Origin of the sequence: Achromobacter sp. K91 (assembly GCF_003576205.1) — a bacterium.
Lineage (GTDB): Bacteria > Pseudomonadota > Gammaproteobacteria > Burkholderiales > Burkholderiaceae_B > Achromobacter > Achromobacter aegrifaciens.
Map to the genome: position 1 here is coordinate 165,257 of NZ_QWFB01000031.1, position 16,663 is coordinate 181,919.

The 16,663-nt window shown below is 68.0% G+C and carries 11 protein-coding genes; 8 read left to right on the forward strand and 3 right to left on the reverse strand.

Annotated elements, in window-relative coordinates; translation table 11 throughout:
• Positions 1 to 9: 9 nt before the first annotated feature.
• Together DXK93_RS14170 and DXK93_RS14175 are read right to left on the reverse strand one after the other, a co-directional pair.
• Positions 10 to 867, reverse strand: coding sequence for an N-acyl homoserine lactonase family protein (locus DXK93_RS14170; protein WP_054452072.1), 858 nt, complete (start codon positions 865 to 867; stop codon positions 10 to 12).
• A 315-nt stretch (positions 868 to 1,182) separates the two neighbouring features.
• The gene (locus tag DXK93_RS14175; protein WP_119450372.1) at positions 1,183 to 4,725 is read right to left on the reverse strand and encodes an indolepyruvate ferredoxin oxidoreductase family protein; all 3,543 of its coding nucleotides are present in this window, start codon (positions 4,723 to 4,725) and stop codon (positions 1,183 to 1,185) included.
• Between the two features lie 102 nt (positions 4,726 to 4,827).
• Here DXK93_RS14175 and DXK93_RS14180 point away from each other — a divergent pair, with 102 nt between their 5' ends.
• A complete protein-coding gene (locus DXK93_RS14180; RefSeq protein ID WP_119450373.1) occupies positions 4,828 to 5,733 on the forward strand; it encodes a LysR substrate-binding domain-containing protein in 906 nt (301 codons plus the stop codon).
• A gap of 20 nt (positions 5,734 to 5,753) precedes the next feature.
• Here DXK93_RS14180 and DXK93_RS14185 read toward each other — a convergent pair whose 3' ends face one another.
• The gene (locus tag DXK93_RS14185) at positions 5,754 to 6,662 is read right to left on the reverse strand and encodes a LysR family transcriptional regulator (protein WP_119450374.1); all 909 of its coding nucleotides are present in this window, start codon (positions 6,660 to 6,662) and stop codon (positions 5,754 to 5,756) included.
• A 126-nt stretch (positions 6,663 to 6,788) separates the two neighbouring features.
• Here DXK93_RS14185 and DXK93_RS14190 point away from each other — a divergent pair, with 126 nt between their 5' ends.
• The 7 genes from DXK93_RS14190 (at position 6,789) to acnD (ending at position 16,638) form a co-directional block, all read left to right on the forward strand.
• Positions 6,789 to 7,382 carry an amino acid synthesis family protein gene (locus tag DXK93_RS14190; RefSeq protein WP_054452076.1) on the forward strand — a complete coding sequence of 198 codons (594 nt, stop codon included), beginning with the start codon at positions 6,789 to 6,791 and terminating at the stop codon, positions 7,380 to 7,382.
• Positions 7,379 to 8,167 carry an alpha/beta fold hydrolase gene (locus DXK93_RS14195; RefSeq protein ID WP_054452077.1) on the forward strand — a complete coding sequence of 263 codons (789 nt, stop codon included), beginning with the start codon at positions 7,379 to 7,381 and terminating at the stop codon, positions 8,165 to 8,167. Before DXK93_RS14190 ends, DXK93_RS14195 begins: the two co-directional genes overlap by 4 nt.
• Before the next feature lie 31 nt (positions 8,168 to 8,198).
• Positions 8,199 to 9,170, forward strand: a complete 972-nt coding sequence (locus DXK93_RS14200; RefSeq protein WP_054452078.1) for a tripartite tricarboxylate transporter substrate binding protein — start codon at positions 8,199 to 8,201, stop codon at positions 9,168 to 9,170.
• Between the two features lie 107 nt (positions 9,171 to 9,277).
• Positions 9,278 to 11,170 carry a sigma-54-dependent Fis family transcriptional regulator gene (locus tag DXK93_RS14205; RefSeq protein ID WP_119450375.1) on the forward strand — a complete coding sequence of 631 codons (1,893 nt, stop codon included), beginning with the start codon at positions 9,278 to 9,280 and terminating at the stop codon, positions 11,168 to 11,170.
• A gap of 218 nt (positions 11,171 to 11,388) precedes the next feature.
• A complete protein-coding gene (locus DXK93_RS14210) occupies positions 11,389 to 13,191 on the forward strand; it encodes an NAD(P)/FAD-dependent oxidoreductase (RefSeq protein WP_119450376.1) in 1,803 nt (600 codons plus the stop codon).
• Positions 13,192 to 13,321: 130 nt separating this feature from the next.
• Positions 13,322 to 14,032 carry a GntR family transcriptional regulator gene (locus DXK93_RS14215; protein ID WP_054452081.1) on the forward strand — a complete coding sequence of 237 codons (711 nt, stop codon included), beginning with the start codon at positions 13,322 to 13,324 and terminating at the stop codon, positions 14,030 to 14,032.
• Positions 14,029 to 16,638 carry a Fe/S-dependent 2-methylisocitrate dehydratase AcnD gene (gene acnD, locus DXK93_RS14220; protein WP_054452082.1) on the forward strand — a complete coding sequence of 870 codons (2,610 nt, stop codon included), beginning with the start codon at positions 14,029 to 14,031 and terminating at the stop codon, positions 16,636 to 16,638. Before DXK93_RS14215 ends, acnD begins: the two co-directional genes overlap by 4 nt.
• Positions 16,639 to 16,663: the final 25 nt, after the last annotated feature.

The window sequence follows — 16,663 nt, forward strand, 5'->3', positions numbered from 1 at the left end:
GGCGCGTCCTCAGTCGAAGACCTTGGTCTTGGCGTTCTGCGCGTGCTGCTCCGCATCGTGGCTGTACCAGAGCTGTCCCTGGCGCGCGTCGCGGATCTGCTTGAGCCGGTCGATGGCCAGCATGGAAGCGGCCGTGTTCCAGGTGATGCCCGGAATCACGCCGGCTTCGTTCTCGCCCGTGTAGATGGCGTCCGCCGCCAGCAGCACCGTGCCCGTGTTCTTCAGCTTGACCTGCAGGGACTGGTGGCCCTGGGTATGGCCCTTGGTGTCCAGCAGCACGATGCTGCCGTCGCCGAACAGGTCGAAATCCCCTTCCACCTGGATGAAGTCGTAGTCGCGCGTGGTATCGAAGTCCTTCATGACATAGGCCGCGCGCTGGAATTTCTCCGGCCACCATGCGGCCCGCAACTCCGCCTTCTGCACCACGTGGCGCGCCTTGGGGAACATCTTGATGTTGCCTGCATGGTCCAGGTGGAAGTGCGAATACACCACGTACTTGACGTCGTTCACGTCAAAGCCGGCGGCCTTGAGTTGGCGGTCCACCACTTCGTCGCGCCCCTGGATGGAGTTGAACGCGCCGCACAGGCCCTGCCCCCAGTAATTGGCGCAGTTGCCGTCGGCCGTGGCCTGGTTCATGCCGGTATCGAACAAGACCAGTCCGCGCGGGTGCTGGATCACGTAGGCCGGCACGGGAATCTTGATCTTGGTGCCCACGTCCACCATGGCGGTCATGAAGCCCTTGTCCAGCTCGATCTTGCCCACGGACAATTGCATCAGTTTGATGTCCGGCGGCGCGTCGGCCGCGTGGACCCACCCTCCCGCCATGACGGCGGCAGCGCCCAACAGCGCTTTCCAACTCTTGCTCATTGTTGTCTCCTCGGACCAACAGGGAGCCGCTGCCGGACGGCAACGGCCGGTCAGCCGGCGCCCGGTGTTTCCCCGGGGTCTCGGCTGGTGTGCAAAAGGCAGGCAATCTTCTGTGTGCGGGCATCGCGACCGCCGCGCTCGGCGGCGCGACGGGCAACGGCGTCTGGCGGCCGTTTCATGATGCAGAACTCTGACGCAAGCCCCTGAGCCTGCCTATTGAGAAATGCTTAAGCATGGCTTCGGCGGGCCCAAAGTGGAGGGAATCCCTAATGGCGGACAGGGCGGCAGGATTGCCGCCCTGTCCGCATAGCGGTCTCAGGCCGCCAGCGTTTCCCGCGCCGGCGCGCGGTACTGCTCCCACAGCCCGGCTTCCCGCGCGCGCACCCGTTGGACGTTTTGCTCCTTGACATGGCCATAGCCGCGGATCGTGTCCGGCAGCGCGGCCAGTTCCAACGCCGTGGCGCGATTGGCCGCGTCCAGCGTGCGGGAGAACTCCTCGGCCAGCGCCAGGTAGTCGGCCGCCAGTTGCCGCTCCATGCGGCGTTCGGCGGTCTTGCCGAACACGTCCAGCCAGGTGCCGCGCCACCGCTTCATGGGCGCCAGCGCGCGAAACGCCAGTCCCATCCACGAACCGTAGGCGCGCTTCTGCAGGCGTCCGCGCGCGTCGCGGCGCGCCAGCGCGGGTGGCGCCAAGTGATAGCGCAGCTGGTAGTCGCGGCCGGGTTCTCCTTCGAACTGCTCGCGCAGCCGGGCCTTGAAGGCCGGATCCACGTACAGGCGCGCCACCTCGTACTCGTCCTTGTAAGTCATGAGTTTGGCGAGGTTGCGCGCGACCGCCTGCGTGACCTCGAAACGCTGCGGATCCGCCAGCGCGGCTTCGCGCGCCCGCACCGCTGCCACCGCATCCAGGAAGCGCGCGGCGTAGGCCTCGTCCTGATAGGCGCGTACGTGTTGCGCCAACCGCTGGATCTGGCCGTCCAGGGACTCCGGCAAGGCCATCACCTGCGCCCGCGGCGCCGGCTTGAGCGCGGCGGCGCCATGATGCGCGGCTTGCCGGCCCAGTTCAAAGGCGGCCAGGTTCTTTTCGACCGAGACGCCGTTCAGCTCGATGGCGCGCCGCAGGCTGTCCAGCGCCAGCGGCAGGCCGCCCTGCTGCCAGGCATAGCCCAGCAGCAGCGGATTGGCGTAGATGGTGTCGCCGAGCAGGGCCTCGGCCAGCGGGCCGGCCTCGATGAAATCGCAGTTGCCGCCCGTGCTGCGCGCCAGCGCGGCTTCGGCTTGCGCGCCGGGGAAGCGCCAGCTCGGCTGCGACAGGAAGGCTGCCGTCGGTGCGGCGCTGCTGTTCACCACGGCGCGGCCATGGTCCGGGCGCAGGCGCGACAGCACTTCGGGCGACGCCGACACCAGCGCGTCACAGCCGATGACCAGGTCGGCCTCGCCCAGCGCCACGCGCGTGGCATGCAGGTCCGCGGGGCGATTGGCCAGCTGCACGTGGCTGAGCACGGCGCCGCCTTTCTGCGCCAGCCCGGCCATGTCCAGCACGGTCACGCCCTTGCCTTCAAGATGCGCGGCCGCGCCCAGCAGCGCGCCTATGGTCACGACGCCGGTTCCGCCCACGCCCGCGATCACCACGCGGTAGGCCCCAAGCGGACGGATCCCTGCCAGGTCGGGCTGCGGCGGTTCGGCCAACGCGGGGAGATCCCTGCCCGTTCCCGGCTTGCGCAGCGTCGCGCCTTCCGCCGTGACAAAGCTGGGGCAAAAGCCCTCCACGCAGGAAAAGTCCTTGTTGCAGGACGACTGGTTGATGCGGCGTTTCGTGCCCAGCGGCGTATCCAGCGGCTCGACCGACAGGCAATTGGATTGCACCGAGCAGTCGCCGCAACCTTCGCAGACCGACTCGTTGATGAAGGCGCGGCGCGGCGGATCGGGATACTCGCCGCGCTTGCGGCGGCGGCGCTTCTCGGTGGCGCAGGTCTGGTCGTAGATCAGCACCGTCGTGCCTGCGACGTCGCGCAAGGCGCGCTGCACGTCGTCCAGGGCCTTGCGGTGGTGCACTGCCACGCCCTGTGGCAGCGCGGCGGCGCCGGCGTACTTTTCCGGCTCGTCGGTCACAACCACGGTCTGGACCACGCCTTCGGCCTGCATCTGCGCGGCGATCTGCGGCACCGTGAGCACGCCGTCCACCGGCTGCCCGCCCGTCATCGCGACGGCGTCGTTGTAGAGGATCTTGTAGGTGATGCTGGCGTGCGCGGCGACTGCCGCGCGTATGGCCAGCAACCCCGAATGGAAATAGGTGCCGTCGCCCAGGTTGGCGAAGATGTGGCGCTCAGTGGTGAAGTCCTTCTGGCCCAGCCAGGCAACGCCTTCGCCGCCCATCTGGCTGAAGGTGTCGGTCTTGCGGTCCATCCACATCGCCATGTAATGGCAGCCGATGCCGGCCACGGCGCGCGAGCCTTCGGGCACGCGGGTGGAGGTGTTGTGCGGACAGCCGGAACAGAACCAGGGTTTGCGCTCTTCCACCAGCGTGGGACGGGAAGCCTCGCGCTCCTTGGCGTCGATGACAGCCAGCCGCGCCGCGATGCGCGCTCTCAGCGCATCCGACAGGTCGGCCTTTTCCAGCCGCGCGGCGATGGCGCGGGCGATCAGCGCGGGCGACAGCTCGTGACGCGCGGGCAGCAGCCAGCCGCCGCGCGGCGTGGACCATTCGCCGCCGCCGTTGTCGCGTTCGTCGAACTTGCCGTAGACGCGCGGCCGCACGTCGTCGCGCCAGTTGTAGAGCTCTTCCTTCAGCGCGTATTCCAGGATCTGGCGCTTTTCCTCCACCACCAGGATCTCTTTCAGGCCGGTGGCGAACTCGCGCGCATCCTGCGCGTCCAGCGGCCAGATGCAGCCCACCTTCAGCACGCGTATGCCGGCCTCGCTACAGGCCGCCTCGTCCAGGCCCAGGTCGTTGAGCGCCTGGCGCACGTCCAGATACGCCTTGCCCGCGGTCATGATGCCGAAATGCGCTTGCGGGGAATCCAGCACCACGCGGTTCAGCTTGTTGGCGCGCACATAGGCCAGCGCCGCATACCACTTGTGGTCCAGCAGCCGCGCCTCCTGCGCCAGCGGCGTGTCGGGCCAGCGGATGTTCAGGCCGCCTTCGGGCAAGACGTCTTCGGGCAGCACCACCTGCACCCGGTCCGGATCCACTTCCACCGAAGCGCTGGACTCGACCACGTCGGTCACGCATTTCATCGCCACCCACAGGCCGGTGTAGCGGCTCATGGCCCAGCCATGCAGGCCGTAGTCCAGGTACTCCTGCACGTTGGACGGATACAGCACTGGTATGCCGCTGGCGATCAGCACGTGCTCGGACTGGTGCGCCACCGACGAGGACTTGGCGGCATGGTCGTCGCCCGCCAGCATCAGCACGCCGCCATGCGCCGAACTGCCGGCGGAATTGGCGTGCTTGAGCACGTCCACCGACCGATCCACGCCCGGCCCCTTGCCGTACCACATGCCGAATACGCCGTCGCGCGCCGCCCCCGGAAACAGGTTCAGCTGCTGCGAGCCCCATACCGCCGTGGCGGCCAGGTCTTCGTTCACGCCGGGCTGGAACACCACGTCGTTGGCCTGCAGGTGGCGCTTGGCCTTCCACAGGGCCTGGTCCAGCCCGCCCAGCGGCGAGCCGCGGTAGCCAGAGATGTAGCCGCCGGTGTTCAGGCCGGCCTGCAGGTCGCGCTGCTTTTGCAACAGCGGCAGCCGCACCAGGGCCTGGGTGCCACTCAGATAGATGCGCCCGTGGCTGCGGGTGTACTTGTCGTCCAGCGTCAGGCCATGGGTATCGGCCGCGCCTGCGGAAAAGGGGGTGTCCACGCTTGTCTCCTGCGTTCCGGTTCTTGGTGTTTTGCCGCAGTGTAGGAAGCAGGCTGGTTATCGTATATTCATATATTCAGGTATCAGGTATGCGCTAAACAGATGGCTAACGATGTCACCCTGCGCCAACTGCGCTACTTCGCGGCTGCCGCCCGGACCGGCCGGTTTTCCATGGCCGCCGCCGACGAGCATGTCTCCCAATCCGCGGTCACCAACGCCGTCCTGGCGCTGGAGGCGCAACTGGGCGTGCGGCTGTTCGACCGCCATCCGCATGGCGTCACCCTGACGCCCGAAGGGCATAACTTCCACCAGCGGGCGCGTGAAGTGCTCGACTCGCTGGACGACGCCCTGCGCGAGCCCGGCTTCCAGCGCTATGCGCTGCGCGGCGCAGTGAAGATCGCCGCGTCCTACACGGTGCTGGGCTACTTCCTGCCCGACCTGCTGGCGCGCTTCCGGCGGCGCTATCCCGACGTGGAGCTGGACCTTGTCGACCTCGACCGGCCCGAGATCGAAGCCGCCGTAACCCGCGGCGAGGTCGAGCTGGGCGTGGCGCTGCTGTCCAACGTGGAACGGCGCGAGCGCTTCGGTCACCAGGTGCTGGTGCGCTCGCGGCGGCAGCTATGGACCGCGTCCGGCCATCCGCTGGCGCAGGCATCGGCGCCGTCGCTGGCCGACATTGCCGGCTATCCCTACATCCTGTTGGAAATGGACGAAGGCGAACGCTCCGCGCTGGCCTACTGGCGCGCCCACGGCCTGCAGCCCGACATCGCCTTCCGCACGCGCTCGATGGAGGCGCTTCGCGGGCTGGTTGCGCATGGCTTCGGCGTCACGATGCTGTCGGACATGGTCTACCGTCCGTGGTCGCTGGAGGGCCGCAAGATCGAGGCCGTACCCATTACCGATGCCGTCCCGCCCATGGAGGCCGGGCTGCTGTGGCATCCGCAAGCGCGGCTGGCCAAGCCCGCCGAAGCCTTCCGCCAGTTCATGATCTACGCCTGCGGCGTCTAGCGCCGCAGCACGCCTGGTCGCTATACCAGGATCGCGCCCTTGCGGCGCGTGAACTGGGCCAGGGAACGCAGGGCCAATGCATGCATGGCAGCCACCGACGGCAGCAGCGTTTCTTCCTTGCGGGTCAGCACGCCGACGATGCGCTCGACCGTGGGTTCGGCCAGCGGCACGAAGGCCAGTCCGGTCGCGGCGGCCGGCCGCGCCAGCACCGGCAGCACCGTCACGCCCAGCCCGCTGACCACGCTGGCCAGGAGCGACGCGCGGTTCGACACCACCATGAACGGGTCCTCGATGGCGCTGCCCAGTTGCCGGTTCTTCAGCGTGTCGAAGGTGGCGTTGCCTATCAGGCGCTCGCCCGCCAGCGCGGACCAGGGCACCGGTCCGCGGCGCCGCGCCAGCGGATGGCTCTTGCGGCACACCAGGCCGAACGCGTCGCGCGCCACCGGCGCGAACGCCACCTCCGCGGTGCGCGGCACCTGCCCCGCCACCCCTACCTGGATCTCCCCGCCAAGCACCAGCCGGTGCACATCCTGCGAGGACTCGTCGACGGCGCGGATGCGGATCGCGGGGTGGCTGCGCGCATAGCGCTCCAGCAAACGCGGCAGCCACTCGTCGGCCAGCGACGGCATCACCGCCAGCGATACCGGTCCCTGGCTGCCCAGGCCGAACTGACGCGCCGCGTCCAGCACCCGGTCGTGGGTGGACAGCAGTTCGCGGAATAACGGAGCCACGGCGATACCCAGGGGCGTGAGCTGCGCGCGCTTGCCGGGTTCGAACAGCGGCGCGCCCAGCTGCTGCTCAAGATCCTGCATGGCCGCCGACACGGCCGCCTGCGAACGGAATGTGCCTTCGGCCGCCAGACGGAAACTGCCGTGGTCGGCCGCCAACAGAAACTGGCGCAGATGCTGGATCTTCAAGGGCGCGGACATGGCTTCAGGGCTGCAGAAAATTCGGATTTTCCGAAATTAACTTGAGTTAATTTGGATTGTCAAAACTCCGCCTTGCCTTCAACAATGGCCGCGTCTTTCATTCCTACAGGTACTGGAGCAGCGGTTATGTCTTTGCAAGTGCGCAAGGTAGTCAGCTATGTGGAAAAAACCCTGATCGAAGGCGGTCGCGCCGCCGAGCGCCCGCTGGTGATGGTCATCGCCGCGGCCGTGATCCGCAATCCCTGGGCCGGCCAGCCGTTCCAGGAAGACCTGCGGCCCAAGATCCTGGAAGCTGCGCCGCCGCTGGGCGAGCTGCTGGTCGCGGAAATCCTGCGTCAGGCCGGCTCGGCCGACCAGGTTGAAGCCTATGGCAAGGCCGCGGTCGTGGGCACGGCCGGCGAAGTCGAACACGCCTCGGCGCTGATCCACACCCTGCGCTTCGGCAACGCCTATCGCGGCGCGGTTGGCGGCACCAGCTACCTGAGCTTCACCAATATGCGCGGCGGCCCCGGCTGCGTGATCACCGTGCCGCTGATGCACAAGCTCGACGAAGGCCTGCGCTCGCACTATCTGACCGTGCAGACAACCATCAACGACGCGCCCGCCCCCGACGAAATCGTGATCGCCCTGGGCGCGGCGACCTCGGGCCGTCCGCATCATCGGATCGGCAACCGCTATTCCGACCTGCAGGAACTGGAACGCGAGGCGCAGGCCAAATGAGCGCGCATTTTCGCCGTTCGGGCCGCGGCGTACCGCTAGTGCTGCTGCATGGCGTCGGCCTGGACCACACCTTGTGGGACGATCTGGCGCCGCTGCTGGAGCCGCATTTCGAGGTGCTGCGCTACGACATGCTGGGCCATGGCCGCGCCCCCGCCGTCGCCGATGGAGTGACGGTGCAGGACTACATCGCGCAGCTGGACGCGGAACTGGATCGCGCCGGCTGGCAAAGCGCCAATCTGCTGGGCTATTCCATGGGCGGCCTGATCGCGGGCGCCTATGCCGCCGCACGCCCGCAACGCGTCACGCGCCTGGCCTTGCTGAGCACGGTGTTCCGCCGCAGCGCGGACGAAACGCGCGCCGTGCTGGCGCGGCTGGAAGCAGCTGCCACGCAGGATCCCGCAGCCGCGGCCCAGGTCTCGCTGCAGCGCTGGTTCACGCCCGCGTTCCAGGCCCGGCGTCCCGAGCGCGTGGCCAGCATCGGCCAGCGCCTGCTGGACAACGACCGCGCCAGCTTCCTGGCCGCTTACCGCGTGTTCGCGCAGGGCGACCCGATCCTGGCGCAGGCCGCGCCAGACATCGCCTGTCCCGCGCTGGCGCTGACCGGCGAACTGGACGTCGGCTCGACCCCGCGCATGACACGGGAACTGGCCGAAGCGCTGCCCCATGCGCAGGCGCAGGTGGTGCCAGGCCAGCGACACATGCTGCCGGTGGAGGAACCGGCCATCGTGGCGGCGGCGCTGCATGGATTTTTTCTGCCGGCTGCCGGCGCGCCAAGCGCGGCCTAGCCCGCGTAGAGTGGATACGGAGACAAACAATATGAATCGCAGAACCATCCTGAAGAACATGGCGGCCCTGGCGCTCACGCCGCTGGGCGCAGCGCTCGGCGGCGCCGCCAGCGCGCGCGAAGCCCCTTTGCGCGTCATCGTGCCCTTCCCGCCCGGCGGCGGCACCGACGTGCTGGGCCGAGTGATCGCCGCCACGCTGGAAGGCGCGCTGGACCGCCCGGTAGTGGTCGAGAACAAACCCGGCGCCAGCGGCATGCTGGGCGCCGACTACACCGCCAACGGCGCCAAGGATGGCAGCGTGCTGCTGTTTGCCGGCCTGGTGCCGTCGGTGCGCTACTACGCCAAGCCGCCCGAGGACGTGCTCAAGCAACTGGCGCCGGTCTGCCCGATTGCGCGTTCGCCCTACATGGTGGCGGTCAATGCGGACCTGCCTGCCAAGACCCTGGGCGAACTCGTCGCCCAGGCCAAGCGCGAGCCCAAGGGGCTGACCTTCGGCTCCCCCGGCAACGCCACGCCGCAACATCTGGCCACCGAATTGCTGCAGGCCGCCTGCGGCATCGACATGCTGCACGTGCCCTACCGCGGCACGGGTCCGATGATGACGGACCTGCTGGGCGGACAGATCCAGGTGGTGGTCGCCACCGTCGCAGCGGTGGAACCGTATCTGCAAGGCGGACGCCTGCGCGTGCTGGCCGTGACCAGCCCGGAACGCCTGCCCAAGTACCCCGACATTCCCACGGTGGCGGAAGGCGGTTACCCCGGCTTCTCGGCGCAGATCCAGTTCGGCACCTATTGCGCGGCCGGCACTCCGGAAGCCGCCATCGCGGCGCTGAACCAGGGCATCAACCGCGCGTTGCAGACCGAGACGGTGCGCGCCAAGCTGGGCGAACAGGGCTTCCAGCCCACCGGCGGCACGCCCGCGCAGCTGCAACAGGCGTTGCTGGCGGAAATCCGCGACGTGGCGGGGCTGGTGCAGGCCGGCAAGGTCAAGGTCGACCTGTAGCGTCCCCCATACGTCCCGATGCTGGATAACCAGCATTTACAGGCGTGTCGTCCTCTGTGCATGCTGGCCGTTGATCCGGCGCAGATCGGGCGCAACATGGAGACGACATGCCTAGTCAGGAATCCCTGCACTCCGCCCATATCCGCGAGATCGAACAAGTCGGCCAGGGCCGCCCCACCCAGCGCGACGCGCACGTGGTCAGCAGCTGGCTGCGCTGCCTGGACCAGTACCGGCTGGATCCCGCCCAGGCCTGCGAGGCCTATATCGTGCCGGATGGCCGGCTGCGCGAACACCGCCAGCAGTCCGAAGCGCTGATTTCCATTGCAAGGTCCGGCCTGGACCATCTGTTCCGCCAGGTCGCCGGCCAGAACTACGTGCTGCTGCTGGCCGATCGCCAGGGCGTCACCGTGGAATTCCTGGGCGACGCGCAGCAGACCGCCAGCCTGCGCAAGGCCGGACTGTATCTGGGGTCGGAATGGTCGGAGCGTCGCGCCGGCACCTGCGCCGTCGGCGCCTGCCTGGAAAGCGGCGAAGCCCTTACCATCCACCAGACCGACCACTTCGACAACACCCATACGCCGCTGTCCTGCACCGCCGCGCCGATCTACAACGCCGACGGCGAACTCGCGGCCGTGCTGGACATCTCGCTGCTGAGCTCGCCCATCCTGAAAGCCAGCCAGAACCTGGCGCTGCACCTGGTCACTAGCACCACGCGGCGCATCGAGATGGCCAACCTGATGGCGCGCACCAGCAACGAATGGGTGCTGCGCTTCGCGCGCTCGCCGGAATTCCTGGACGTGGACCCGGAGGCCGCGATCTCGCTGGACGGCTCCGGCCGCATCCTGGGCATGACGCATACCGGCGCCAAGCTGCTGGCGCGCGCGGCAGGCCTGGACTGGCGCAACCCGGCCGCCCTGATCGGCCAGCCCGTCACCCGTTTCTTCGACGTGCAGCTCGATGACCTGCCGCGCTACACCCGCGCCCATGCGCCGCAGCAACGCCTGATCGCGGCCCGCGACGGCAATGCGCTGTTCGCGCATGCCATCGAACCCAACCGGCACGCGCGCAGAACCTCGGTCGCCGTGCGCGGCGCGCCGTCCGCGCTGCGCGGTCTGGATGGCGGCGATGCTCGCATGGCGGCCATGCTGACGCGCGTAGCCAAACTGGCCCGGCAGGGGCTGCCCCTCCTGCTGCAAGGCGAAACCGGAGTCGGCAAGGAATACCTGGCCCGCGCCATCCACGACAGCAGCCAGCGCGCCGGGCGCTTCGTCGCCGTGAATTGCGCGGCGATTCCCGAATCGCTGATCGAAAGCGAGCTGTTCGGCTACCTGCCCGGCGCCTACACCGGCGCGGCGGCCAAGGGCCGCAAGGGCCTGATCGAGGAATCCGACGGCGGCACCCTGTTCCTGGACGAGATCGGCGACATGCCGCTGGCGCTGCAAAGCCGCCTCTTGCGCGTGCTGGCCGAATCCGAGGTCACACCCATCGGCGCCAACGCCCCGCGCGCCGTGCGCCTGTGCCTGGTGTCGGCCTCGCACCGCGACCTGGCCGCCCTGGTGCGCGAGGGGCGCTTCCGCGAAGACCTCTATTACCGCATCAATGCCGCCACGCTGACCGTGCCGCCGCTGCGTGAACGTGCGGACCTGGAATGGCTCATCGCCCGCCTGCTGGCGCGCCACCAGGACGAGTCCGGCGCCCCCGTGCTGGCGCCCGCCGCGCTGATGGCGTTGAAGGCGCATGCCTGGCCCGGCAATATCCGTGAACTCGCCAACGCCATCGCGGTCGCCGCCGCGCTGTGCGAGAACGGCGTGATCGAACCCGCCGACCTGCCCGACGCACTGGCGCCCGCGGCGGCCGCCGCCAGCCCGGCAGAAGCCGCCTTGCGCGCCGTGCTGGCCAGTTGCGGCGGCAACGTCTCCGAAGCGGCGCGGCGCCTGGGCGTGGACCGCTCCACCGTGCATCGCCAGATGCGGCGCCACGGCGTCTCCTCGCGCTCCTGAGGCCCACGGCCGGGCGCCACCCCAGGCGCCACACCCTTGCGCCACAGGTGTGGCGCGGCGCCACGGCATCCAGTCCAGCTCTCCTGCGCGCCAGGGCTGGCATGCCGATTGCTTGATCGTTATCGACGCCCACCGGCCGGCACAGGCCGGGGCCGCCAGCGGACCATGTCCCGGTCCGCCACGACAACGATCGCCCGCCACGGGCAAGGAGACTAGACATGCAGACCGATCAAGCCGGCGCCGCCCTGGACGCCGTACTCACGCGCCTGAACACGGCGCTGGGCAACAAGGACATCGACGGCGTCGCGGCCCTGTTCCAGGATGACTGCTACTGGCGCGACCTGGTGCTGTTCACCTGGAACATCCGCACGCTCGAAGGCCATGGCCAGATCCGCGACATGCTGCAGCACCAGCTGTCGCAAGTGGAGCCGGTGCGCTTCAGCCTGGATCCGAAGGAAACCGTGTCGCAGGAGGCCGGCCTGCTGCAAGGCTGGATCGAGATCGAGACCAACCGCGCGCGCGGCTATGGCCACATCCGCGTCCAGGACGGCAAGATCTGGACGCTGCTGACCACCATGTCCGAACTCAAGGGGCACGAGGAACCCAGCGGCCTGCGCCGTCCCAAGGGCGCCGAACACGGCAGCAGCCGCACGCGCCAGACCTGGCTGGAAAAGCGCGAGCAGGAAGCCGCCGAACTGGGCTACCAGACCCAGCCCTACGTGCTCATCATCGGCGGCGGCCAAGGCGGCATCGCGCTGGGCGCACGCCTGCGCCAACTGGACGTGCCGACCATCATCATCGAAAAGAACGAACGCGCCGGCGACAGCTGGAGAAAGCGTTATAAGTCCCTGTGCCTGCACGACCCGGTCTGGTACGACCATCTGCCCTACATCCCCTTTCCCGAGAACTGGCCCGTCTTCGCGCCCAAGGACAAGATCGGCGACTGGCTGGAGATGTACACCAAGATCATGGAGCTCAACTACTGGACCTCCAGCGTCTGCCAGTCGGCCCGTTACGACGAGCAGAAACAGGAATGGGAGGTCACGGTGCTGCGCGAGGGCAAGCCCGTGGTGCTGCGGCCCAAGCAGCTGGTGCTGGCCACCGGCATGTCCGGCAAGCCCAATGTCCCCACCTTCCCCGGCCAGGACGAATTCCAGGGCGAACAGCAGCATTCCTCGCAACACCCCGGTCCCGACGCCTACCGCGGCAAGAACGTGGTCGTCATCGGCGCCAACAACTCCGCGCACGACATCTGCGCGGCGCTGTGGGAAGGCGGGGCCAACGTCACCATGGTGCAGCGCTCGTCCACCCACATCGTGCGTTCCGACACGCTGATGGACATCGGCCTGGGCGGCCTGTATTCAGAGCAGGCGCTGGCCAATGGCATGACCACCCGCAAGGCCGACCTGACTTTCGCGTCCCTGCCCTACAAGATCATGGCGCAGTTCCAGATCCCGCTCTACGACCAGATGCGCGAACGCGACGCCGGGTTCTACGCCAAGCTCGAAGAGGCCGGCTTCATGCTGGACTGGGGCGACGACGGTTCGGGCCTGTTCATGAAGTACCTGCGGCGCGGCTCCGGCTACTACATCGACGTCGGCGCCTGCGATCTGATCATCGACGGCAGCGTCAAGCTGCAGTCACGCACCGACGTCAGCCACCTGACACGCGACGCCGTGGTGCTGAAGTCCGGCGTCAGCCTGCCGGCTGACCTGGTGGTCTATGCCACCGGCTACGGCTCGATGAACGGCTGGGCCGCCGACCTGATCAACCGCGAGGTCGCGGACAAGGTCGGCAAGTGCTGGGGCCTGGGCTCGGACACCACCAAGGACCCCGGCCCATGGGAGGGCGAGCAGCGCAACATGTGGAAGCCCACGCAGCAGGAAGCGCTCTGGTTCCATGGCGGCAACCTGCACCAGTCGCGGCACTACTCGCAGTACCTGTCCTTGCAGCTGAAGGCGCGGCAGGTGGGCGTGCCGGTGCAGGTCTATGGCTTGCAGGAAGTGCACCACAAGCGCTAGGCGCCCGCCCTGCGTCCCATTGGGGCGGGCTTGCGCCCGCCCCGCCGCCGAGGTAAATTGTTGACAATCTTGCGTCACACGGCGCTTTTTTCCGAATTTTTCTTCCCATAGCGGAAAGATTGTCAACACAATGAGCAAGGTGCTGACCCTGCCCGGCGCCGCCCCCGGCGACAACGAGACGCTTGCGGAACACATATTCCGCAAGATCCAGTCCGCCATCGTCAAGGGTGAAATCGCCCCCGGCAGCAAGATTTCCGAGCCCGAGCTGGCCCGCATCCATGGCGTCAGCCGCGGCCCGCTGCGCGAGGCCCTGCACCGCCTGGAAGGCCAGAAGCTGCTGGTGCGCGTGCCCCACGCCGGCGCCCGCGTGGTGTCGCTGTCGCAGCAGGAACTGTCCGAACTCTATGAAATCCGCGAATCGCTGGAAGGCATGGCCTGCCGCCTGGCCGCCGAACGCATGCCGCCCTCGGAAATCGCCGAGCTGCGCGCCGTGCTGGAAGCGCACGAACGCGATGAAGCCTTCCAGGCCGGGCTGGGCTATTACCAGCAGGAAGGCGACTACGATTTCCACTACCGCATCGTCAAGGGCAGCGGCAACCAGATGCTGTTCCGCATGCTGTGCGACGAGCTCTACCAGCTGGCGCGCATGTACCGCATCCAGTATTCGACCACCCCCAACCGCCCCCGGCAGGCCTACGCCGAACACCACCGCATTCTGGATGCCATCGCCGACGGCGATGGCGAGTTGGCTGAAATCCTGATGCGCCGCCACATCCGCGCATCCCGTATCAACATCGAACAGCAGATCGCGCAGGGCAACCTGCAGCGCACCGAGGCATGAACCAAAACTACCGCAAGCCCCTGCCCGGCACCCGCCTGGACTACTTCGACACCCGCGCCGCCGTCGAGGCGATCTCGCCCGGGGCCTACGACCGCCTGCCCTACACCTCGCGCGTGCTGGCGGAAAACCTGGTGCGCCGTTGCGATCCGGCCATGCTGACCGACGCGTTGAAGCAGCTGATCGAGCGCCGCCGCGATCTGGACTTCCCGTGGTTCCCGGCGCGCGTGGTCTGTCACGACATTCTCGGCCAGACCGCGCTGGTCGACCTGGCCGGCCTGCGCGACGCCATTGCCGACAAGGGCGGCGACCCCGCCAAGGTCAATCCGGTGGTGCCGGTGCAGCTGATCGTCGACCACTCGCTGGCCGTGGAATACGGCGGCGACGACCCCGACGCCTTCGCCAAGAACCGCGCCGTGGAAGACCGCCGCAACGAAGACCGCTTCCATTTCATCGACTGGACCAAGCAGGCCTTCCGCAACATCGAAGTCGTGCCGCCGGGCAACGGCATCATGCACCAGATCAACCTGGAACGCATGTCGCCCGTCATCTACACGCAGGACGGCGTGGCATTCCCCGACACGCTGGTCGGCACCGACAGCCACACGCCGCACGTGGACGCGCTGGGCGTGATCGCCATCGGCGTGGGCGGCCTGGAAGCCGAGAACGTCATGCTGGGCCGCGCCTCGTGGATGCGCCTGCCCGACATCATCGGCGTGGAACTCACCGGCCGCGCGCAGCCCGGCATCACCGCCACCGACATCGTGCTGACCCTGACCGAATTCCTGCGCAAGGAGAAGGTCGTGGGCGCCTACCTGGAGTTCTACGGCGCAGGCGCCGCCAGCCTCACGCTGGGCGACCGCGCCACCATCTCGAACATGGCGCCCGAGTACGGCGCCACCGCCGCGATGTTCTCGATTGACCAGCAGACCATCGACTACCTGCGCCTGACCGGCCGCGAGGACGAGCAGATCGCCTTGGTCGAGAACTACGCCAAGACCACGGGCCTGTGGTCCGACAGCCTGAAGCAGGCCGAATACGAACGCGTGCTGCGCTTCGACCTGTCCAGCGTGGTGCGCACCCTGGCCGGTCCGTCCAATCCGCACCGCCGCCTGCCGGTCAGCGACCTGGCAGAGCGCGGCATCTCCGGCGTGGTGGAAAACAATCCCGGCCAGATGCCCGACGGCGCCGTGATCATCGCCGCCATCACCAGCTGCACCAACACCAGCAATCCGCGCAACGTCATCGCCGCCGGCCTGTTGGCGCGCAACGCCAACCGCGCGGGCCTGACCCGCAAGCCCTGGGTCAAGAGCTCGCTGGCGCCGGGATCCAAGGCCGTCTCGCTGTACCTGGACGAAGCCGGCCTGACGCCGGAACTGGAACAGCTGGGCTTCGGCGTCGTGGCCTTCGCCTGTACCACTTGCAACGGCATGTCGGGCGCGCTGGACCCGGTCATCCAGCAGGAAATCATCGATCGCGACCTCTACGCCACCGCCGTGCTGTCCGGTAACCGCAACTTCGACGGCCGCATCCATCCCTATGCCAAGCAGGCCTTCCTGGCCTCGCCGCCGCTGGTCGTGGCCTATGCCATTGCCGGCACCATCCGCTTCGACATCGAGCGCGACGTGCTCGGCACGGACGCCGCCGGCCGCGAGATCCGTCTCAAGGACATCTGGCCCAGCGACGAAGAGATCGACGCCGTGGTGAAGTCGGCGGTCAAGCCCGAGCAGTTCCGCAAGGTCTACGCCCCCATGTTCGGCATCCAGGACGACCGCAAGGCCGCCGTCAGCCCGTTGTACGACTGGCGTGCGCAGAGCACCTACATCCGCCGCCCGCCATACTGGGAAGGCGCGCTGGCAGGCGAGCGCACGCTGCGCGGCATGCTGCCGCTGGCCGTGCTGGGCGACAACATCACCACCGACCACCTGTCGCCATCCAACGCCATCCTGATGGACAGCGCCGCGGGCGAATACCTGCACAAGATGGGCCTGCCCGAAGAGGACTTCAACTCCTACGCCACCCACCGCGGCGACCACCTCACCGCGCAACGCGCCACCTTTGCCAACCCCAAGCTCTTCAACGAAATGGTGAAGAACGCGGACGGCACGGTGAAGCAAGGCTCGCTGGCCCGCGTGGAACCTGAAGGCAAGGTCATGCGCATGTGGGAAGCCATCGAAACCTACATGGACCGCAAGCAGCCGCTGATCATCGTGGCCGGCGCCGACTACGGCCAGGGCTCGTCGCGCGACTGGGCCGCCAAGGGCGTGCGCCTGGCTGGCGTGGAAGCCATCGTCGCCGAAGGCTTCGAACGCATCCACCGCACCAACCTCATCGGCATGGGCGTACTGCCCCTGGAATTCAAGGCGGGCGTGAACCGCAAGACGCTGGCCCTGGACGGCACCGAAAGCTATGACGTCATCGGCGAGCGCAAGCCGCGCGCCGACCTGACGCTGGTGATCCACCGCCGCAACGGCGAAACCGTCGAAGTCCCCGTGACCTGCCGCCTGGACACGGCCGAAGAGGTCTCGATCTACGAAGCCGGCGGCGTGCTGCAGCGCTTTGCCCAGGACTTCCTGGAAGCTTCCGGCGCCGACAAGAAAGCCGGCTGATCCGCCATAGGCGGGACGGGCGCCG